At 71.9% G+C, this 21104-nt stretch carries 18 protein-coding genes; 11 read left to right on the top strand and 7 right to left on the bottom strand.

Annotated elements, in window-relative coordinates; all coding sequences use genetic code 11:
* Positions 1-110: 110 nt before the first annotated feature.
* Positions 111-1964 carry a DNA helicase RecQ gene (recQ, locus tag ACWD5O_RS34755; RefSeq protein ID WP_450087896.1) on the bottom strand — a complete coding sequence of 618 codons (1854 nt, stop codon included), beginning with the start codon at positions 1962-1964 and terminating at the stop codon, positions 111-113.
* A gap of 228 nt (positions 1965-2192) precedes the next feature.
* Between recQ and rapZ the strand changes: the two genes are divergently transcribed.
* The 8 genes from rapZ to ACWD5O_RS34715 all read left to right on the top strand — a co-directional run bounded on the left by rapZ (position 2193) and on the right by ACWD5O_RS34715 (position 9236).
* Entirely contained in the window at positions 2193-3077 is an 885-nt protein-coding gene (gene rapZ / locus ACWD5O_RS34750; RefSeq protein ID WP_387330371.1) for an RNase adapter RapZ, read from the top strand.
* Entirely contained in the window at positions 3074-4108 is a 1035-nt protein-coding gene (locus ACWD5O_RS34745) for a gluconeogenesis factor YvcK family protein (protein WP_450087895.1), read from the top strand. The genes rapZ and ACWD5O_RS34745 overlap by 4 nt, the downstream gene beginning before the upstream one ends.
* A gap of 54 nt (positions 4109-4162) precedes the next feature.
* Complete coding sequence (whiA, locus tag ACWD5O_RS34740) at positions 4163-5143, top strand: DNA-binding protein WhiA (RefSeq protein WP_358111309.1); 981 nt, start codon at positions 4163-4165, stop codon at positions 5141-5143.
* Positions 5144-5406: 263 nt separating this feature from the next.
* Positions 5407-6411, top strand: coding sequence for a type I glyceraldehyde-3-phosphate dehydrogenase (gene gap, locus ACWD5O_RS34735; RefSeq protein WP_354968159.1), 1005 nt, complete (start codon positions 5407-5409; stop codon positions 6409-6411).
* Positions 6408-7607, top strand: a complete 1200-nt coding sequence (locus tag ACWD5O_RS34730; RefSeq protein WP_354968158.1) for a phosphoglycerate kinase — start codon at positions 6408-6410, stop codon at positions 7605-7607. Before gap ends, ACWD5O_RS34730 begins: the two co-directional genes overlap by 4 nt.
* A complete protein-coding gene (tpiA, locus tag ACWD5O_RS34725; protein ID WP_450087894.1) occupies positions 7608-8399 on the top strand; it encodes a triose-phosphate isomerase in 792 nt (263 codons plus the stop codon).
* Between the two features lie 95 nt (positions 8400-8494).
* A complete protein-coding gene (gene secG / locus ACWD5O_RS34720; RefSeq protein ID WP_089019857.1) occupies positions 8495-8755 on the top strand; it encodes a preprotein translocase subunit SecG in 261 nt (86 codons plus the stop codon).
* Positions 8756-8894: 139 nt separating this feature from the next.
* Positions 8895-9236: an RNA polymerase-binding protein RbpA gene (locus ACWD5O_RS34715; RefSeq protein ID WP_210918114.1), complete on the top strand. Its 342-nt coding sequence runs from the start codon at positions 8895-8897 to the stop codon at positions 9234-9236.
* Between the two features lie 70 nt (positions 9237-9306).
* Here the strand turns inward: ACWD5O_RS34715 and pgl are convergent, their stop codons facing one another.
* The 6 genes from pgl to tkt form a co-directional block, all read right to left on the bottom strand.
* The gene (pgl, locus tag ACWD5O_RS34710; RefSeq protein WP_354968156.1) at positions 9307-10077 is read right to left on the bottom strand and encodes a 6-phosphogluconolactonase; all 771 of its coding nucleotides are present in this window, start codon (positions 10075-10077) and stop codon (positions 9307-9309) included.
* Between the two features lie 148 nt (positions 10078-10225).
* Complete coding sequence (locus ACWD5O_RS34705; RefSeq protein ID WP_354968155.1) at positions 10226-11242, bottom strand: glucose-6-phosphate dehydrogenase assembly protein OpcA; 1017 nt, start codon at positions 11240-11242, stop codon at positions 10226-10228.
* Positions 11243-11342: 100 nt separating this feature from the next.
* Positions 11343-12893: a glucose-6-phosphate dehydrogenase gene (gene zwf / locus ACWD5O_RS34700; protein WP_450087897.1), complete on the bottom strand. Its 1551-nt coding sequence runs from the start codon at positions 12891-12893 to the stop codon at positions 11343-11345.
* Between the two features lie 2 nt (positions 12894-12895).
* Positions 12896-14545: a glucose-6-phosphate isomerase gene (locus ACWD5O_RS34695; RefSeq protein ID WP_450087893.1), complete on the bottom strand. Its 1650-nt coding sequence runs from the start codon at positions 14543-14545 to the stop codon at positions 12896-12898.
* The gene (gene tal, locus ACWD5O_RS34690) at positions 14542-15720 is read right to left on the bottom strand and encodes a transaldolase (RefSeq protein ID WP_354968153.1); all 1179 of its coding nucleotides are present in this window, start codon (positions 15718-15720) and stop codon (positions 14542-14544) included. Before tal ends, ACWD5O_RS34695 begins: the two co-directional genes overlap by 4 nt.
* Before the next feature lie 16 nt (positions 15721-15736).
* Positions 15737-17875 (bottom strand): transketolase, encoded by a 2139-nt coding sequence (gene tkt, locus ACWD5O_RS34685; protein ID WP_450087892.1) that lies wholly within the window; start codon positions 17873-17875, stop codon positions 15737-15739.
* A gap of 263 nt (positions 17876-18138) precedes the next feature.
* On the opposite strand from tkt, the gene ACWD5O_RS34680 reads away from it, so the two are divergent.
* From ACWD5O_RS34680 to ACWD5O_RS34670, 3 genes are all read left to right on the top strand, one after another.
* Positions 18139-19092, top strand: coding sequence for a heme o synthase (locus ACWD5O_RS34680; RefSeq protein WP_450006296.1), 954 nt, complete (start codon positions 18139-18141; stop codon positions 19090-19092).
* A gap of 288 nt (positions 19093-19380) precedes the next feature.
* Positions 19381-19716 (top strand): hypothetical protein, encoded by a 336-nt coding sequence (locus tag ACWD5O_RS34675; RefSeq protein ID WP_089019865.1) that lies wholly within the window; start codon positions 19381-19383, stop codon positions 19714-19716.
* A 14-nt stretch (positions 19717-19730) separates the two neighbouring features.
* On the top strand, positions 19731-20651 hold the full coding sequence (locus ACWD5O_RS34670) for an ATP-grasp domain-containing protein (RefSeq protein WP_354968150.1): 921 nt from the start codon (positions 19731-19733) through the stop codon (positions 20649-20651).
* Positions 20652-21104: the final 453 nt, after the last annotated feature.

The following is a 21104-nucleotide window of genomic DNA, read 5'->3' as shown; positions in this document are numbered from 1 at the left end:
GCCGACTGGATCGCCACCCGCGGCTACGCCACCAGCTGACCCAACCACCAACAACGACAAGGGCCGGACCCCAACCAGGGTCCGGCCCTTTCGTCATGCCCAGCTCGACGTCAGGCCGGGGCGGTGTCGGCGGCGAGGACCGCCAGGATCTGCTCGCCGTACTTGGCGAGCTTGTTCTCGCCGACCCCGCTGACCCGGGACAGATCGGCCAGCGAGCCAGGCGCGTCGCTCGCGATCTGTCGCAGCGTGGCGTCGTGGAAGATCACGTACGCCGGGACGCCCTGCTCCTTTGCGGTGGCCGCCCGCCAGCCGCGCAGCCGCTCGAAGACCGCCGTGGCGGCCGGGCCCAGGTCCGCGACCACGGTGGCCGCGCCGCGCGGCTTCGTCGACCGGCTCGACGCCGGCTTCTCCGGCTCGCGGCGCATCGTGACGGTGCGCCGGCGCCCCAGCACCTCGGCGCTCGCCTCGGTCAGCGCCAACGTGCCGTAGTCGCCCTCCACGGCGAGCAGCCCCTCGGCGAGCAGCTGCCGGACCACGCCCCGCCACTCCGCTTCGCTCAGCTCGGTGCCGATGCCGAAGACGGTGAGCCCGTCGTGGCCGTACTGGCTGATCTTGTCGGTCTGCTTGCCGAGCAGGATGTCGATGCACTGCCCGGCGCCAAACCGCTGGTTGCGCTCGCGGTCGAGACGAAAGACGGTGGAGAGCAACTTCTGCGCGGCGACCGTGCCGTCCCAGGACTCCGGCGGGCTGAGGCAGGTGTCGCAGTTGCCGCAGGCGGCGGTCGCCGGCTCGCCGAAGTATTCGAGCAGCTGGACGCGCCGGCAGCGCACCGTCTCGCAGAGCGCGAGCATCGCGTCCAGGTGCGCGGCGAGGTTGCGGCGGTGCGCGAGGTCGCCGTCGGACGTCTCGATCATCTTGCGCTGCTGGACCACGTCTTGGAGCCCGTACGCCAGCCAGGCCGTGGACGGCAGCCCGTCCCGGCCGGCGCGGCCGGTCTCCTGGTAGTAGCCCTCGACCGACTTTGGCAGGTCGAGGTGCGCGACGAACCGGACGTCGGGCTTGTCGATGCCCATGCCGAAGGCGATGGTGGCCACCATCACCAGGCCGTCCTCGCGCAGGAAGCGCTGCTGGTTGGCGGCGCGGGTGGCCGCGTCCAGGCCGGCGTGGTAGGGCAGCGCGGCGATCCCGTTGGCGGTGAGGAACTCGGCCGTCTTGTCCACCGAGGCCCGGGACAGGCAGTAGACGATCCCCGCGTCGCCAGGGTGCTCATCGCGCAGCAGGGTCAGCAACTGCTTGCGTGGCTCGCGCTTGGGCACGATCCGGTACTGGATGTTGGGCCGGTCGAAGCTGGCCACAAAGTGGCGGGCGTCGTCGAGCTTGAGCCGGCTGGCGATCTCGGTGCGGGTGGCGCTGGTCGCGGTGGCGGTGAGCGCGATCCGGGGCACCTCCGGCCACCGCTCGTGCAGCATCGACAGCGCCAGGTAGTCGGGGCGGAAGTCGTGCCCCCACTGGGACACGCAGTGCGCCTCGTCGATCGCGAAGAGCCCGAGCCTGCCCCGATCGAGCAGGGCGAGGGTGGACCGCACGCCGAGCGCCTCCGGCGCCAGGTAGAGCAGATCCAGCTCGCCGGCGAGGAAGGCCGCCTCGACCCGGCGCCGGGCGTCGAGAGTCTGGGTCGAGTTGAGGAAGCCGGCCCGCACACCGACCGCGGTGAGCGCGTCCACCTGGTCCTGCATCAGGGCGATCAGCGGGGACACGACGACCGCGACGCCGTCACGGACCAGCGCCGGGATCTGGTAGCAGAGCGACTTGCCGCCGCCGGTGGGCATCAACACCAGCGCGTCACCGCCGGCCACCACGTGGTCGATCACCTCCTGCTGAAAACCGCGGAAGGCGTCGTAGCCGAACACCCGGCGCAGCACCGGCAGCGCGTCCTCGGTACGCAGGTCGGTGGGGGAAGCCATCCGCGGAGTTTACGAGCCCACCCCGACAGCGCACGCGCGGCGCACCCGGAGAGATGGGTGACCGGGCCGGGCCGGGCCGACCGGTGACGGGTGCCCGACCTGGGCCGGGCGGCGGGATAGAGTCGCTGATTGACCAATCGCGGCCGATGGCGGCCGCGGCGCCACGGCTTGGGGGTACGGGTGAGCGAGGCGCGCACAGCCAGTGACCGGATCGACGTCCCGGAGGCCATCGACGGGCCGCCGACGGCCGAGTCGGAGACCACACTCGTGGTGGTCACCGGGCTCTCCGGCGGCGGCCGCAGCACGGTCGCCCGGGCGTTGGAGAACGTCGGGTACTACGTGGTGGACAACCTGCCGCAGGCGCTGATGCTCGACATGGCCGAGCTGGCGTTCAAGGCCGGCGGCGCTGCCCGGCGTACCGCGATGGTGCTGGACGTGCGCTCGCGCGCCTTCTCCACGGACCTGGCCGGGGCGATCCGGGAGCTCAAGGAGCGCGGCTTCTCACCCCGGGTGGTCTTCGTCGACGCCGACGACGAGGTGCTGATCCGGCGGTTCGAGAGCGTCCGGCGTTCGCACCCGTTGCAGGGCGACGGGCGGCTGGCCGACGGCATCGCCGTGGAGCGTGGGCTGCTCGAGGAGGCTCGCGACCAGGCCGACGTGATCATCGACACCAGCCACCTGAACGTCAACCAGCTCCGCCGACGCATCGAGGAGCTGTTCGGCGGCGAGGACGCCCGCCGGCTGCGGGTCACCGTGCTGTCGTTCGGCTTCAAGTACGGCCTGCCACCGGACGCCGATTTCGTGCTGGACGCCCGGTTCCTGCCCAACCCGTACTGGGTGCCGGAGCTGCGCGAGCACACCGGGCGGGAGGAGGCGGTCAGCGCGTACGTGCTGGGCCAGGAGGGTGCCGACGCCTTCGTCGCCTCGTACGCCGACCTGGTCAACGCCACCACGGCCGGCTTCGAGCGGGAGGGCAAGCGGTATCTGACGGTCGCCGTGGGCTGCACCGGCGGCAAGCACCGCAGCGTGGCCATCGCCGAGGAGCTGGCCGGCCGGTTGCGCCAGTCCGGGTTGGCGGCCAACGCCCAGCACCGCGACCTGGGGCGGGAATGACGGCCCGCCGAGTGGTGGCGTTCGGCGGTGGGCACGGCCTCTCCGCCTCGCTGCGCGCGCTGCGCCACTGCGCCCCCAAACTTGATCTGGACATCACCGCGGTGGTCACGGTCGGCGACGACGGTGGCTCCAGCGGCCGGCTGCGCGCCGAGCGGGGTGGCCTGCCCCCCGGTGACCTGCGGCAGGCGTTGGTCGCGCTGGCCGGGGACCATCCCGCCACGCGGCGCAGCGCCGGGCTGTTCCAGCACCGCTTCGCCGCCGCGCCCGCCGACGCGGCGACCGGCGCGGACCCGGCGGCGGGCGGTCCGGACGGTGGCGCCGGCCGGGCGGAGGCCCGGGCCGACGGGCTGGCCGGGCACGCGGTCGGCAACCTGGTGCTCTGCGGCCTGATGGAGCTGCTCGGTGACCCGGTGGCCGCGCTGGAGCACGCCGGCGCCATGCTCGGCGCGGTCGGCCGGGTGCTGCCCATGTCCCGCGAACCGGTGGGCATCGAGGCCCGGGTGCGGGGCGCCGACCCGGCCGCGCCGGACGAGGTGCGCACCGTGCGCGGCCAGCACCAGGTGGCGGTCACCACCGGGCGGGTCGAGTCGCTGCGGCTCAGCCCGACCGCCCCGGCGGCCTGCGCCGAGGCGCTGGCCGCGATCGGCGCGGCGGACTGGCTGATCTTCGGGCCGGGCAGCTGGTACACCAGCGTGCTGCCGCACCTGCTGGTGCCGCAGCTGGCCGACGCGATCGTGTCCAGCCCGGCCCGGCGACTGGTCACCCTGAACCTCGCCGCGGAGAAGGAGACCCTCGGGCTCTCCGTCGCCGACCACCTCGCGGCGCTGCACTGGTACCTTCCCGAGCTCAAGGTGGATCTTGTGCTGGCCGACGCCAAGGCGGTGGGTGACCCCGAACCGGTCGAACGTGCGGCAGAATCGCTGGGTGCCCGCCTGGTCCTCGCCCCCGTCGCCGTCATCGACGGCACTCCCCGCCATGATCCGGCTGCCCTGGGCGCCGCGCTGGTGCCTGTCCTGGGCGCCGATCGTTAGACACGTACGTAATCTCCGGCGACACGCCGGAACCGGTCCGTGAGGGGACGCACAATGGCGATGACGGCTGCGGTCAAGGACGAGCTGAGTCGGGTCGACGTGCCCAAGCCCTGCTGTCGGCGGGCGGAGATGGCGGCACTGCTGCGCTTCGCCGGGGGCCTGCACATCGTCTCCGGCCGCGTGGTGGTGGAGGCGGAGCTGGACACCGGGGCGGTGGCCCGACGGCTGCGCCGGGAGATCGCTGAGGTCTACGGGTACTCCAGTGAGATCCACGTGCTGGCCTCCGGCGGCCTGCGCAAGGGCAGCCACTTCATCGTCCGCGTGGTCAAGGACGGCGAGGCCCTGGCCCGGCAGACCGGCCTGCTGGACGTACGCGGCCGGCCGGTACGCGGGCTGCCCCCGCACGTGGTGGCGGCGAACGTCTGCTGCGCGGTCTCCGCCTGGCGGGGCGCCTTCATGGCGCACGGCTCGCTCACCGAGCCCGGCCGCTCCAGCGCCCTGGAGATCACCTGTCCGGGGCCGGAGTCGGCGCTGGCGCTGGTCGGCGCGGCCCGTCGGATCGGGATCACCGCCAAGAACCGCGAGGTGCGCGGGGTGGACCGGGTGGTGGTCAAGGACGGTGACGCCATCGCCGCGCTGCTCACCCGGATCGGCGCGCACTCCAGCGTGCTGGCCTGGGAGGAGCGCCGGGTCCGCCGCGAGGTACGGGCCACCGCCAACCGGCTGGCCAACTTCGACGACGCCAACCTGCGCCGCTCGGCGCGCGCCGCCGTGGCCGCCGCCGCCCGGGTGACCCGGGCGCTGGAGATCCTCGCCGACGAGGCGCCCAACCACCTGACCGACGCTGGCCGGCTGCGCCTGGAGCACCGGCAGGCGTCGCTGGAGGAGCTGGGCGCGCTGGCCGAGCCTCCGCTGACCAAGGACGCCATCGCCGGGCGGATCCGCCGGCTGCTGGCGCTGGCCGACAAGCGGGCCCGGGACCTCGGCATCCCGGATACCGAAGCGGCCGTCACGCCCGACATGCTCGTGGTCTGATAGGACGGTGGGGTCGCACGGTGCGCCCGGGAACACCACCCGGCGCAGCGTGGCCGCGCACGCTCGGATATGGTCGCTGCGTACGGCAAGGGGGCCGACACAGGCACTCCTCGTCGTGCCCACCGCCTCGGGCGGTCAGGTCCTCAGACCGCGGCGGGGTGGCCGAGATGAACCGTCAACGGCCGGCTCCAACGGTCGGCGCACACCACTCCGCCGGCCCGTTGTCTGAAGCCGGCGGACCAGAACGCGAGGAGATGGGACCTGTGACCATCCGGGTTGGCATCAACGGCTTCGGCCGGATCGGCCGTAACTTCTTCCGGGCAGTGCTGGCGTCCGACGCCGACATCGAGGTCGTGGCGGTGAACGACCTGACCGACAACGCCACGCTCGCCCACCTGCTCAAGTACGACAGCATCCTGGGTCGCCTGCCGTACGAGGTCAAGGCGACCGCCGACGAGATCACCGTCGGTGGCAAGACCATCAAGGCGTACGCCGAGAAGGACCCGGCGTCGCTGCCGTGGGGCGAGGTCGGCGCCGACGTCGTCATCGAGTCGACCGGCTTCTTCACCGACGCCACCAAGGCCAAGGCGCACGTCGCCGGCGGGGCCAAGAAGGTCATCATCTCCGCCCCGGCGAAGAACGAGGACGTCACGGTCGTCATGGGCGTCAACCAGGACACCTACGACCCGGCGAAGCACACCATCATCTCCAACGCTTCGTGCACCACCAACTGCCTCGCCCCGATGGCGAAGGTCCTGCACGACACGTTCGGCATCCAGCACGGTCTGATGACGACGATCCACGCGTACACCCAGGACCAGAACCTCCAGGACGCCCCGCACAAGGACCTCCGCCGGGCCCGGGCCGCCGCGCTGAACATCGTGCCGACCTCCACCGGCGCCGCCAAGGCGATCGGCCTGGTGCTGCCGGACCTCAAGGGCAAGCTCGACGGGTACGCCCTGCGGGTGCCGATCCCGACCGGCTCGGTCACCGACCTCACCGTCAACGTGGGTCGCGAGACCACCGTGGACGAGGTCAACGCCGCGCTCAAGGCCGCCGCGGACGGCCCGCTCAAGGGCATCCTGGTCTACAACGAGGACCCGATCGTCTCCACCGACATCGTCACCGACCCGGCGTCGTGCATCTTCGACGCGCCGCTGACCAAGGTGGTCGGCAACCAGGTCAAGGTCGTCGGCTGGTACGACAACGAGTGGGGCTACTCCAACCGCCTGGTCGACCTGGTCAAGCTGGTGGGTTCGTCGCTGTGAGCATCCGTACCCTCGACGACCTGCTCGCCGAGGGGGTGTCGGGTCGGCGCGTGCTGGTGCGCGCCGACCTGAACGTCCCGCTCGACAAGCAGACCGGCGCCATCAGCGACGATGGGCGCATCCGCGCGGTGCTGCCGACCCTCGGCGCGCTGGTCGAGGCCGGTGCCAAGGTGGTCGTCTGCTCGCACCTGGGTCGTCCGAAGGGCACGCCGGACCAGCAGTTCAGCCTCCGCTCGGTCGCCGGGCGGCTCGGTGAGCTGCTCGGCGCGCCGGTGCACTTCGCCACCGACACGGTCGGCGACTCCGCCCGCTCCACCGTCGCGGGCCTGGCCGACGGCCAGGTCGCCCTTCTGGAGAACCTGCGCTTCAACGCGGGTGAGACCAGCAAGGACGACGCCGAGCGGGGCGCTTTCGCCGATCAGCTCGCCGCGTTCGGCGACGCGTACGTCGACGACGCGTTCGGCGCCGTGCACCGCAAGCACGCCAGCGTGTACGACGTGCCGGCCCGGCTGCCGCACGTGGCCGGCCGGCTGGTGCTGCGCGAGGTGGAGGTGCTCTCCACGCTCACCAGCGACCCCGCGCGCCCGTACGTGGTGGTGCTCGGCGGGTCCAAGGTCTCCGACAAGCTGGCGGTGATCGAGGCGCTGCTGCCCACGGTCGACCGGCTGCTCATCGGCGGCGGCATGTGCTTCACCTTCCTCAAGGCCCAGGGCCTGGAGGTGGGCACCTCGCTGCTGGAGAAGGACATGGTCGAGACCTGCGGCAACCTGCTGGAGCGGGCCGCAGGCAAGATCATGCTCCCGGTCGACGTGGTGGTCGCGGACGCGTTCGCCCCGGACGCCACGCACGACACGGTCCGCGTCGACGGCATCCCGAGCCACCGGCTGGGTCTGGACATCGGCCCGGAGACGGTGGCCGGCTTCGCCGCCGCGCTGTCCCAGGCGAAGACGGTCTTCTGGAACGGCCCGATGGGCGTGTTCGAGATGCCGGCGTTCGCGGCGGGCACCCGGGGGGTCGCCGAGGCGATCACCAAGGCCGACGCGTTCAGCGTCGTCGGTGGCGGCGACTCGGCGGCGGCGGTCCGTGCGCTGGGCCTCGACGAGACGTCCTTCGGGCACATCTCCACCGGCGGCGGCGCCTCCCTGGAATACCTCGAGGGCAAGACCCTCCCCGGCATCGCGGCCCTGGAGAACTGAATGGCGAGCACCGCCCGCCGGCCACTGATGGCCGGCAACTGGAAGATGAACCTCAACCACCTCGAGGCCAACCTGCTGGTGCAGAAGCTGGCCGCGAGCCTCACCGAGAAGCAGCTCACCGAGGTGGAGACGGTCGTCCTGCCGCCCTTCACCGATCTGCGCACCGTGCAGACGGCGGTGGACGGGGACAAACTGCTCATCGGGTACGGCGCGCAGGACCTCTCGCCGCACGCGTCGGGCGCGTACACCGGGGAGATCTCGGGTCCGATGCTGGCCAAGCTCGGGTGCTCGTACGTCGTCGTCGGTCACTCCGAGCGGCGGGCCTACCACCACGAGGACGACGCGCTGGTCAACGCCAAGGTGAAGGCGGCGCTGGCGCACGGCCTGACCCCGATCCTCTGCGTGGGGGAGGGGCTGGACGTTCGCGAGCAGGGCGGGCACGTGGCGCACTGCTCCGACCAGCTCGACGGTGGCCTCGCCGGGCTCACCCCCGAGCAGGTGCGGCAGGTGGTGATCGCGTACGAGCCGGTCTGGGCGATCGGTACCGGCAAGACCGCGACGCCGGGGGACGCCCAGGAGGTCTGCGGCGCGGTCCGCCAGCGGCTGGTGGAGCGCTTCGGCCAGGACACCGCGGACCAGGTCCGGGTCCTCTACGGCGGCTCGGTCAAGGCGTCCAACATCGCCACGATCATGGCCCAGACGGACGTGGACGGGGGCCTGGTGGGTGGTGCCAGCCTGGACGCGGAGGAATTCGCGCAGATCTGCCGGTTCCCGGAGCACATCGCCCGCTGATCGCTCGGTATCCTTGACCCCGCCCGTCCGCCGGTCGGTGCCGCCGTGCCCGATCAGACCGGGCGAGGATCGCTACGAGAGGACTGACCCCAGCCATGCCGATCTGGTTCGCATACACGTTGATCGTGTTGCTGATCATCACGAGCGTCCTGCTCACCTTGCTCATCCTGCTGCACCGCGGCAAGGGCGGCGGTCTGTCGAGCATGTTCGGCGGTGGCGTCAGCTCCAGCCTCGCCGGCTCTTCGGTGGCGGAGAAGAACCTGGACCGCTACACCGTTCTGGTGAGTGTCGTCTGGTTCGCCGCCATCATCGGGCTGGGGCTCTGGCTCCGCCTCCAGATGAACAGCGGCGCCTGAGCAGGCCCGTAAAGTCGTACAATCTGCGCGCGGTCCGTCACCAGACGGGCCGCGCGCAGGCTTTTCTCCGCTGCACCGCGTCGCCCGCCGCCCACCCCCTGAAGACGGCGGGTCCCTCCGACGACAGGAGCGAGCAGCCGTGCCGAGTGGCAATGTCATCCGCGGCGCCCGGATCGGGTCCGCACCCGTCCGTCCGGACGAGCGACACCCTCCCGCCCCCCGACAGGACGTCACCTACTGGTGCCGCAACGACCACCGGACCAGCATCCGGATCGCCGCGGACGCCGTGGCGCCGCCGCTGTGGGACTGTCCCCGCTGCGGTCTGCCCGCCGGGCAGGACGCGCAGAACCCGCCCGGGCGGGCCCGCGCCGAGCCGTACAAGAGCCACCTGGCGTACGTGAAGGAGCGGCGTACCGCCGAGGAGGGCGAGGCGCTGCTGGCCGAGGCGCTCGCCGCGCTGCGCCGCCGGCGGGGCGAATGAAAGGAAGGGTCCCTTATTAACGCTACGCGTTAATAAGGGACCCTTCCTTTCAGCGCGGGGTGCGCAGCGGTCAGCGCAGGCTGCGCAGGCGGGCGGGCACGTCGGCGGCCGCCGCCCGGTCCAGCAACCAGCGGGTACGGTCCACGCCGTGCACCCCGGCGGCCGGTAACTGCACCGGTCCGGCCCCGGCCAGCGCCATGCCCACCGCCCGCGCCTTGTCCGCGCCGCCAGCCACCAGCCAGACCTCCTCGGCGGTGTTGATCGTCGACAGGGTGAGGGTGGTCCGCACCGGCGGCGGCTTCGGGCTGCCCCGCACCGCGCTGCACGGCCGGCTCTCGTAGTGCACCGGGTGCTCGGGGAAGATCGAGGCAACGTGTCCGTCCTCCCCGACGCCCAGCATCAGCACGTCGAAGTGCGGCAGCACGGCGTGCCCGGGTCGGGCGGCGCGCGCCAGCTCCTCCGCGTACGCGGCGGCAGCCGCCTCGGGGTCGTTGCCGGCCGGGCCGTCGGAGGCGGGCATCGGGTGCACCCGGGCCGGGTTCAGCGGCACCACGTCCAGCAGGGCGGCGCGGGCCTGGGTCTCGTTGCGCTCCGGGTCGCCGGCGGGCAGGAACCGCTCGTCGCCCCACCACACGTCGACCCGGGACCAGTCCACCGCGTCGCGGGCCGGCAGGTGTGCCACCGCCCGGTACACGGCCGCGGCGATCCGCCCGCCGGTGAGCACCACCGAGGCCTCGCCCCGGTCGGCCTGGGCGTCGAGCAGCTTCACCAGCAGCCGGGCCGCCACGGCCTGCGCCAGCAGATCGGCGTCGGCGTGGACGGCGACAGTCGCCTCACTCATTGGTTGTGCCTTCGTTTCCCGACCGCGGGGCGGTCGCTGTCGCGTCGTGCCCGGGCCGGTGCCCGGATGTGGCGGGGCGGAGTGCCCCGGAGGCAGGGACCAGGGTCACCGGACCCTGCCCGATGTGGTGCCCCGGACGCCGGCGGGCTCAGCGCTCGCCGCTCGTGCCGGCGTGCGCGGTGACCCCGGCCTCGGCGCGTTGTGCGGTGGCCGGATCCTTCCAGACGTGCACCCGCTGCGGTGGGCGCTGCTCCAGGCCGCGCAGCCCGGCGGTGGCGCCCAACGCCTCCGCGTACACCTGGTCGGCGTCCAGCCGGCGCAGCTCCTCGGCGAGCTCGTCACCGAGCGGCCGACGCACCAGCGGCAGGGCCCGGTCTTCCTGGCCGGTCCGCCGGAACACCGCCATGCTGTCCTCGCGGGTCAACGTCAGGTGATCGCCGTTGGCGCAGGTCAGCTCCACCTCACGCATCCGCGGGAACTCGTCGCTGGCCACCCGGCGTGGGGTGATGCCGAGCCGGCTGCCAAGCCAACCGGCCATCAGCTCCGCCGTCGGGTCGCTGGGCGGCGCCACGATGGTCGCCTCGGTGACCCGCGCCTCGGTGGTGTCGAACGCCCCGGCGACCAGGCTCCGCCACGGGGTGATCCGGGTCCACGCCAGATCGGTGTCGCCCGGGGCGTAGTCCCGGGCCCGCTGCCGCAGCGCCTCCACCGGGTCGGTGGCCTGCGCCGTGTCGGTGATCCGCCGGTCGGCGACCACGCCGAGGAAGTCGGTGGCGACCTCGGCCGGCGGCTCGCCGTGCCACCAGGTGACCACCGGCACGTCCGGGACCAGCAGCGGCATCACGACCGACTCGGCGTGCAGGGCCAGCCGCCCGTACATCCGGGTGACCACCGCCTCGCACGGGCCGAGCCGGCCACCGACCACGATCTCCGCGTCCAGCCGGTTGCGGTCCCGCTCGATCTCGGAGCGGACCACCACCACCAGCCGGCACGGGTGGGCGGCCGCCGCGATCGTCGCCGCCGCCTCCGCCTCCCGGACCCGCTTCTCGTCCACCACCACGATGAGGGTGAGCGCCATGCCGCTGGCCACCCCGCCGGCGCTGCGCCGCTCGGCGGCGAGCGCCTTGACCACCTCGTTGCCGGTGGTGTCCCACAGCCCGATCACTGGAGCCTCCTGGTTCGCTCGCTGCGCTCGCTCACACCACCGCTTTGCGGCGGCGCGAGCACCCCGCTGCTGTGCCTGCCGGTTCGCTCGCCGCGCTCGCTCACGCTCGCCGCCAGGCGCGGCCCTCGTGGGCCAGCATCTCGTCGGCTGCCCGCGGCCCCCACTCGCCGGAGCGGTACGGCTCCGGCGTGGTGCCCTCCCAGGCGTGCTCCAGCGGGTCGATCACCTGCCAGCTCTGCTCGACCTCCGCCGCGTCCGGGAAGAGCGTGCGGTCGCCGATCAGCACGTCCAGCACCAGCCGCTCGTACGCCTCCGGGCTGGACTCGGTGAACGCCTCGCCGTACTGGAAGTCCATCGCGATGTCGCGGACCTCCATCGTGGTGCCCGGCACCTTCGAGCCGAACTTGAGCACCACGCCCTCGTCCGGCTGGACCCGGATGACCAGCTGGTTGTTGCCCAGCGACTCCATGTCGGCGTCGTTGAACGGCAGGTGCGGCGCCTTCTTGAACATGATGGCGACCTCGGTGACCCGCCGGGGCAGCCGCTTGCCGGCCCGGATGTAGAACGGCACCTCGGCCCAGCGGCGGTTCTGGATGCCGAGCCGCACCGCCACGTACGTCTCGGTGGTGGAGTCGGAGGGAACGCCCTGCTCCTCCAGGTAGCCGACCGCGCGCTCACCGCCGACCCACCCCGGCAGGTACTGGCCGCGCACGGTGTCCCGGGCCACGTCCTTGGGCAGAGTGATCGCCTTGAGCACCTTCAGCTTCTCGGTCCGGATCTCGTCGGCGTCGAAGCTGGTCGGCTCCTCCATCGCCACCAGGGCCAGGAGCTGGAGCAGGTGGTTCTGGAGTACGTCGCGGGCGGTGCCGACGGTGTCGTAGAAGCCCGCGCGGCTGCCGATGCCGACGTCCTCGGCCATGGTGATCTGCACCGAGTCGACGTACTTGGAGTTCCACAGCGGCTCGAACAGGTTGTTGGCGAACCGCAGGGCGAGAATGTTCTGGACCGTCTCCTTGCCCAGGTAGTGGTCGATGCGGAAGACGTCCTGGCGGGTGAAGACGTCGTCGACCAGGTCGTTGAGCGCCTTCGCCGAGGGCAGGTCGTTGCCGAACGGCTTCTCCACCACCACCCGGCGCCAGCCGCCGGACTTCTCGTTGTCGGCCATCCCGGTGCGGGCCAGTTGCTTGAGCACGACCGGGAAAGCGGGCGGGGGGATGGAGAAGTAGAACGCCGCGTTGCCGGTGATGCCGTGGCTCTGCCGCAGCTCGTCCAGCGTCGTGGCGAGCTGGTCGAAGGCGGCGTCGTCGTCGAACGACCCGCCGACGAACTTGATGTTGCCGGCCAGCCGTGCCCACACCTCGTCCCGCCACGGAGTACGCGCGTGCTTGCGTGCCGCCTCGCAGGCCAGCGTCTCGAAGTCGCCGTCACCCCAGTCGCGGCGGGCGAAGCCGAGCACCACGAAACCAGGCGGGAGTAGCCCCCGGTTGGCCAGGTCGTAGACCGCCGGGAGCAGCTTCTTGCGGGCCAGGTCGCCGGTCACCCCGAAGATCACCAGAGCGCACGGCTCGGGGATCCGGGGCAGCCGGCGGTCCTGCGGGTCGCGCAGCGGGTTCACGCCGCCTCCTCGCTCCGCTTGCGTCACGTCGTCCATCCTCACGCCCGCAACTCACCGGCCGCGTCGAGCAGTTGGGCGACGCCGGCGGCCCGGTCGGTCAGGTGCAGCCGCAGGAGCGGCCGCTCCCGGCCCACGAGGGCCTGCCGGTCACCGGCGGCCTGCGCCGCCTGCAACTCGCCGAAGGTGTACGGCTTGCCCGGCACCGGCAGGTCCTCGGCGACCGCGCCGGTCACCTGCAGGTAGCTGCCCACCTGCGGGCCGCCCTTGTGGTACTGGCCGGTGGAGTGCAGGAACCGTGGTCCCCAACCGAAGGTGACCGGCCGGCCGGCCGCTTCGGCCAGCAGCGAACGCAGCCGGCCCGCGTCCGCGTCGGCGAACCGGTCCAGGTACGCCATCACCGCCAGGTAGCCGTCGTCGCCCATCCCGTCGAGCAGCCAGCGCAGTACGCCGGACAGGTCACCGGGGGCGCCCTGCGGCGCGTACACCTCGATCGCGCCCTCGGTGAACGACGGCGTCTCCGCCGGCAGGCCCGAGGCCAGGATCTTGTTGGTGTTCTCCTTGGACTCGGTGACGTTCGGCTGGTTGAACGGGTCGATGCCGAGCACCACCCCGGCCACCGCGGTCGCGTACTCCCAGGCCAGGAACTGCGCGCCGAGTGGGCCGTTGACCGCCACGTCCGGGTCGGCTCCGCCGCCCGGCGTGTCACCGGGGGCCAGTGCGCCGCCGTAGCTGACGGTCAGCACGTCCGGGCCGGTGGCGCCGGCGCTCCGTGGAGACTCGACGACCACCGGCAGGATGCCCACCCTGGCCTTGCCGGTCGACTCGGCGATCAACTGCTCGGCCCAGTCGCCGAACCCCTCGATGCCGGTGCCGTCGGAGATCAGTGCGACCTTGTCCTGGGCCAGCGTTGCGGCGGCGCCCAGCGCGGCGCCCAGCGCGAGGGCCGGGTTGTCCCGATCCCCGGCGAGCGACGCGGCCAACGCGTCGGCCTGGTCGATCAGCTCCGCCACCTCGACCCCGGCCAGCGCCGAGGGCACCAGCCCGAACGCGGTCAGCGCCGAGTACCGGCCGCCCACGTTCGGGTCGGCCAGCACGGTGAACGCGCCCATCTCGGTGGCGGTGGCCTCCAGCGGCGAGCCGGGGTCGGTGACGATGACGAAGTGCCGACCGGCCTCCGCCTCGGTCATCCCGGCGTCCAGGAACGCCTGCCAGTAGGCGCGTCGGTGGCTGTCCGTCTCCACCGTCGAGCCGGACTTGCTGGCCACCACCACCACGGTGCGCTCCAGCCGGTCACCCAGCGCCGCCCGGACCTGGCCCGGGTCGGTCGTGTCCAGCACCGTCAGCGGCCGACCCATGGTGCGGGCGATCACCTCGGGGGCCAGCGACGAGCCGCCCATGCCGGCGAGCACCACGTGGTCCAGGTCGGCCAGCTCCGCGGTCAACTCGGCCAGCTGTGCCAGCAGCTCCCGGCTACGCCGGTGGGTGTCCACCCAGCCCAGCCGGATCTTCGCCTCGGCTTCGGCGTCCGGCCCCCACAGGCTCGGGTCCTTGGCCGCCAGCTTGCCCGCGACGCCGGACTTGATCAGCGCGTCGCGGGTCGAGGCGGGCGCGGACTTGTCGACCGCGTCCGCGCCGTACACGGCGAGCCCGGCTGCGGCCTCCACAGGCCCGGCCAGCAGGTCGCTCATGCGTTACCACCGGCCTTCTCGGCGGCCTTGGCGTTGCCCTTGGCGGCCTTGTTCGGCGCACCCCTGCCCTTAGCCGCCGCGTCCAGCGACTTGCGGACGCCGTCGATCAGCTCCTGCCAGCTGGTCGCGAACTTCTCCACGCCCTCGCGCTCCAGGGTGGCGATCACGTCGGCCATGTCCACCCCGACCGACTCCAGCTCGGTGAAGACCTTGCGGGCCGCGTCGTAGGAGCCGGTGATGGTGTCGCCGTGGGTCTCACCGTGGTCGGCGTACGCGTGGATGACCGCCTCCGGCATGGTGTTGACCGTTCCGGGCGCGATCAGCTCCTCGACGTAGATGACGTCCCGGTAGTCCGGGTTCTTCGTCGAGGTGGAGGCCCACAGGGGGCGCTGGGGGTGCGCGCCGGCGTCGGCGAGCGCCTGCCAACGGTCGGAGGAGAACACCTCGCCGTAGCGCTCGTACGCCAGCTGGGCGTTGGCGACGGCCGCCTTGCCCTTGACCGCCTTCGCCGGATCGGAGCCGATCTTCTCGAGCCTCTTGTCGACCTCGGAGTCGACACGGGAGACGAAGAAGGACGCCACGGACCCGATGGTGGAAAGGTCGTGACCGTTCGCCTTGGCCTGCTCCAGGCCGGCCAGGAACGCCTCCATCACCGCGGAGTAGCGGTCCAGACCGAAGATCAGGGTCACGTTGACGCTGATCCCCTCGGCCAGCGTGGCGGTGATCGCCGGGAGGCCCGCCTCGGTGGCCGGGATCTTGATGAAGAGGTTGGGCCGGTCGACCAGCCACCATAGCGCCTTGGCCTCGGCGACCGTCCGGTCGCTCTCGTGCGCCAACCGTGGGTCCACCTCGATGGAGACCCGGCCGTCGACGCCGGCGCTCTGGTCGTGCGCCGGGCGCATCACGTCGCAGGCCCACCGCACGTCGTACGTGGTGAGCATGCGTACGGCCTCCTCGACGTCCACCCCACGGGCGGCGAGGTCGCGCAGCTGCCAGTTGTACTCGTCTGCGTCGCTCAGCGCCTTCGCGAAGATCGTCGGGTTGGTGGTGACCCCGACGACGCGCTTCTCCCGCCGCAGCTGGTCCAGCCCGCCGGAGCTCAGGCGTACCCGGGAAATATCGTCCAGCCACACCGCCACACCCGTGGCGGTGAGCTCACTCAGCCTGTCCGTCATGCCGTCCACGCTCCCCTCAGTTGCCGGTCGTGAAACCGGTGATGTCGCCCACCCGGGCCAGCGAGGCGTGTGCCGCCGCCACGATCCGGTCACCGGTGAACCCGAACTGCTCGAAGAGCACGGTGTGCGGGGCGCTCGCCCCGTAGTGCTCCAGGCTGACGCTCTCGCCGAGGTCGCCGACGACGCCGCGCCAGGACATCGCGATGCCCGCCTCCACGCTCACCCGTGCCTTTACCCCGCGTGGGAGCACCGACTCCCGGTACGCCTCGTCCTGCTCGTAGAACCACTCCTGGCAGGGCATCGAAACCACCCGGGTGGGCGTGCCGTCGGCCTCCAGGCGCTCCCGAGCGGTCAGGCAGAGCTGCACCTCGGAGCCGGTGCCGACGATGATCACCTGGGGCTTGCCGTTGGACGCCTCGGCCAGCACGTAGCCGCCCTTGGCCACCCCGTCCGCGCCGCCTAGGACGTCGCGGTCGAGCGTCGGCAGCGGCTGGCGGCTCAGCGCCAGCGCGGTGGGGCGGTCGGTGTGCTCCAGCGCCAGCCGCCAGGCCCAGGCGGTCTCGTTGGCGTCGGCCGGGCGGACCACGTCCAGGCCGGGGATGGCGCGCAGGGCGGTCATGTGCTCCACCGGCTGGTGGGTCGGACCGTCCTCGCCGAGACCGATCGAGTCGTGCGTCCAGACGTAGGTCACCGGCAGCTTCATCAGCGCGGCCAGCCGCACCGAGGGGCGCATGTAGTCGCTGAACACCAGGAAGGTGCCGCCGTACGGGCGGGTGCCGCCGTGCAGGGCGATGCCGTTGAGGATCGCGCCCATGGCGTGCTCGCGGATGCCGAAGTGCAGCGTGCGGCCGTACTCGTGGCCCGGGAAGTCCTTGGTGGCGTGCGTGGCCGGGATGAAGGACGGCTCGCCCTTCATGGTGGTGTTGTTGCTCTCGGCCAGGTCGGCCGAGCCGCCCCACAGCTCCGGCAGCACCGGCGCGAGCGCCTCCAGCACCTTGCCGGAGGCGGCCCGGGTGGCCAGGCCCTTGGCGTCGGCGGGGAAGGTGGGCAGCGCGTCGGCCCAGCCCTCGGGTAGCACCCGGCCGGCCATCCGCTCGTAGAGCGCCGTGCGCTCCGGGTTCGCCGCCTTCCAGGCGTCGAATGCGGTGGTCCACTGCTCCTGGTCCGCGGAGCCGCGGGCCATCACCTTCCGGGCGTTGCCGAGCACCTCCTCGTCGACGTCGAAGGTCTTGTCCGGGTCGAAGCCGAGGATCCGCTTGGTGGCTTTCACCTCGTCGGCGCCGAGCGCCGAACCGTGGATCTTGCCGGTGTTCTGCTTGTTGGGCGCGGGCCAGCCGATGATGGTGCGCAGCGCGATGAAGGAGGGACGCCCGGTCTCCGCCTTGGCGGCCAGCAGCGCCTGGTAGAGCGCCTCCGCGTCCTCGTGGTAGTCGCCCTGGTCGGCGTCGCCGCGGCGCCAGTCGACCGTCTGCACGTGCCAGCCGTACGCCTCGTAGCGGGCGGCCACGTCCTCGCTCTTGGCGATCCGGGTGTCGTCCTCGATCGAGATCTCGTTGTCGTCGTAGATCACCGTGAGGTTGCCCAGCTGCTGGTGCCCGGCGAGGGCGCTGGCCTCGTGGCTGATGCCCTCCTCGATGTCACCGTCCGAGACGATGCACCAGATGTCGTGGTCGAAGACGGACGCGCCGGGCTCGGTCTCCGGGTCGAACAGGCCGCGCTCGCGGCGGGCCGCCATGGCCATGCCGACCGCGTTGCCCAGGCCCTGCCCGAGGGGACCGGTGGTGGTCTCCACGCCCGGGGTGTGCCCGTGCTCGGGGTGGCCCGGGGTGAGCGAGCCCCACTGCCGCAGCGACTGCAGGTCGGACAGGCTCATCGGGTAGCCGGAGAGGAACAACTGGATGTAGAGCGTCAGGCTGGAGTGCCCGGCGGACAGCACGAACCGGTCCCGCCCGGGCCAGTTCGGGTCGGCCGGGTTGTGCCGCATGACCCGGTTGAAGAGCAGGTACGCCGCGGGCGCCAGGCTCATCGCGGTGCCCGGGTGGCCGTTGCCGGATTTCTCGACGGCATCCATGGCCAGCACGCGAACGGTGTCGACGGCCCGGCGGTCGAGGTCGGACCAGTTGAGTGCGGAGTGCTCGGGTCGGTTGGCAGCCACGATGGTTGTGCTCCTCGGCAGATGGGCGGAACCCTCACTGGTGACCCTATCGAGCGTTCCTAAACGTCCGCCCGGGGATCTCTGCATGGTGTTCGGTACGTTGCGGCGCGTCGCGTCGTTCGACCCGGTGGTGTGACGGCCCGCACCGTTGTCGGGTCGGCCGGGCAGCCAAAACGACAACGCGTAGTGTGTGGGTCGGATGCGGACCCGAGCGGGTCTTGCCGATCCGATCTCCCCGTGCCGATGCCGGAAGGTGGCAATCCGTGAGCATGATCACCGAGCGCCCCGCGAGCAACCCTGCCGGGCACCCCCCGGCGCGGGCGGCCGAGGGTCCGGTGGCGCGGCGGGACGTGCGCGCGATCCTCTCGGCGTACGTGGCGCTCACCAAGCCGCGGATCGTGGAGTTGCTGCTGGTCACCACCATTCCGACGATGATGCTCGCCGAAGGCGGTCTGCCGTCGCTGTGGCTGATGGCCGTGGTGCTGGTCGGCGGCTCGCTCGCCGCGGGCGCGGCCAGCGTGCTCAACTGTTACATCGACCGGGACATCGACCAGTTGATGCGGCGTACGAAGCGTCGGCCGCTGCCGGCGCACACCGTGTCGCCGCGGAGCGCGTTGATCTTCGGTCTGGTGCTGGCGGCGGTCTCGGTCGTCCTCATGGCGGCGCTCACCAACCTGCTGGCCGCCGGGCTGACCCTCGCCGCGATCGCCTACTACGACCTCGTCTACACCCTGTGGCTCAAGCGCTCCACCCCGACGAACACCTTCTGGGGCGGGGCCTGCGGGGCCGCGCCGGTGCTGATCGGTTGGGCGGCGGTGACCGGCTCGCTGGCGCCGGCCGCCTGGGGGCTGTTCGCGGTGGTCTTCTTCTGGCAGATGCCGCACTTCTACCCGCTCGCCATGAAGTACAAGGACGACTACGCCCGGGCCGGGATCCCGATGCTGCCGGTGGTGGCCTCCACCCGCCGGGTGAACGCCGAGATCCTGATCTTCGCCTGGCTCACCGTGCTCACCTCCCTCGCCGTCTGGCCGCTGGGGCTCAGCGCGATCTACGGCGTACCGACCCTGGTGGTGGGCGCCATCTTCCTGGTCGAGGCGCACCGGCTCTGCCGGCGGGCGACGCGCGGCGAGGCGGTCAAGCCGATGCGGCTGTTCCACTGGTCGACGACGTACCTGACCATCCTCTTCGTGGCCGTCGCGGTCGACGCGCTGATCTGACCCCTGGCGCCCGGCCTCGGCCGCAGGTGAGGGTGGCATTCTTCGACTAATCACGGTCATGGATGAGTTGTCCGGGTTTAACGTCACATCAGCGTAACTTTCAGCATGAGTCAGATCGGCTCAACCTGCGGCGATTGAGTCCTGGTTTAGCCACGTGCTTTGAGAGCAAAAGTCCTGATAAAACCGGACAGCAAACCTGTGGTCTTCCTTAAACCTGTAGGTAATTGGCATCACAAAAGCTCCATGGTTCTCGCCCTTCCGAGTGCAACTCTGCTTAGGCTTCGCGTCATGGCAGATGGTTCCGATACGACGCTGACGGCCGAGCAGACCGCCGGCGAGCAGGCGCCCCACGGCCTGGTCGCGGGCCTCAGGGCGTTCGCCGCCGGACACGGCGGAGCGAAGGCGGTCATCGAGTACGTCGGCAAGCGTGGCGCGCGAATCGTCCTCGTGGGTACCGACGGTGAGTGGGGCGACCAGTTCGCCGACGACACCGTCACCGCGCGGGAGGCGTGCGCCAAGGCGGGAGTCACCGTCGAGAACGCCTGGGAGCGTGAACTGATGGACCAGATGCGCCCGAGCAACGACCTCTGGCGGTCGATGGCCCGGCGCACGATGGCCCGCTGAGATAGACACCTGAATTGACCAACCACTATCAGTCGACCCGGGGGGAACCCCGGGTCGCTCTCGTGACCTGCACAGACCTCGTCGACCTCGACCCGGACGACCGGCTGGTCCTCGCCCCGCTCGCCGCCCGGGGGATCGCCGCCGAGGCGGTCGTCTGGGACGACCCGGACGTCGACTGGTCCTCCTATGACCTCATCGTGCTCCGCTCACCGTGGGACTACGCGCTGCGCCGCGACGAGTTCGTCGCCTGGGCCGCCTCCGTACCGGCGTTGGTCAACCCGGCCGACGTGGTGCGGTGGAACACCGACAAGCGCTACCTCGCCGAGCTCAGCGCGGCCGGTGTGCCGACCGTGCCGACGTCCTGGGTCGAGCCGGGGGAGAGCTGGCTGCCGCCGGCCGACACCGGTGAGTACGTGATCAAGCCGGCGGTCAGCGCGGGCAGCCAGGACACCGGCCGGTACGACCTGGCCGACCCGGAACACCGGGAACTCGCTGGTGCGCACGTACGCCGGCTCTCCGACGCCGGTCGGGTGACGATGATCCAGCCGTACCTGACCGCGGTCGACACCGAGGGCGAGACGGCGCTGCTCTTCCTGGCCGGTCCGGACGGGCTCGCGTTCAGCCACGCGATCCGCAAGGGTCCGATGCTGACCGGGCCGGACCTCGGCCCGGACGGGCTCTACAAGGCCGAGGAGATCACGGCCCGCACCGCGGCCCCGGCACAGCTGGCGGTGGCGGAGAAGACCCTGGCGGTGGTGCCGGGCGGCACGGCTCAGCTGCTCTACGCCCGGGTCGACCTGATCCCCGGCCCGGACGGCGCGCCGGTCCTGGTCGAGCTCGAGCTGACCGAGCCGTCGCTCTTCATCGGCTACGCCGACGGCGCACCCGACCGCCTCGCCGAGGCCGTCACCACCCACCTGGCCCGCCGCGGCTGACCTTCGCAGGGCGTCCCCGCTCCGAGATCCGCGCAACTTGCGTATGAAGTTGTGGCCGCGGTGCGCCACGCCTCTTCTGAGGTTGCGCGGATCTCGGGTCGGGCGGACCGACCCGCCGACGGTGGTCGGCCGTCCTTTGCTCTGCTTCACTCGACGCAACACCCGGCGTCCGATATCCGGACGGTGGGTGTTGCGTCCGTTGAAGCAGAGCAAAGGGTGCGGACGGTGGGGCCACAGCCGACAACGCGTGGCGGGCTTCGGCCGGCAAGATCGCGTGGCGGGCCTACAGCCCGCGAGATCGCGTGGCGGGCCGACAGCCGCAAGATCGCGCAACATCCTGGATGTAGTGGCATCCCGCGCGGCCGACACCACTACAGCCAGGATCGAGCACGGTCTTGGCGCGGGGCGCGGGGCGCGGGGCGCGGGGCGCGGGGCGCGGGGCGCGGGGCGCGG

The sequence above is a fragment of the Micromonospora sp. NPDC005161 genome (assembly GCF_053599855.1).
The sequence above is the reverse complement of the archived record's forward strand: the minus strand, read 5'-3'. Positions and strand labels throughout refer to the sequence as shown.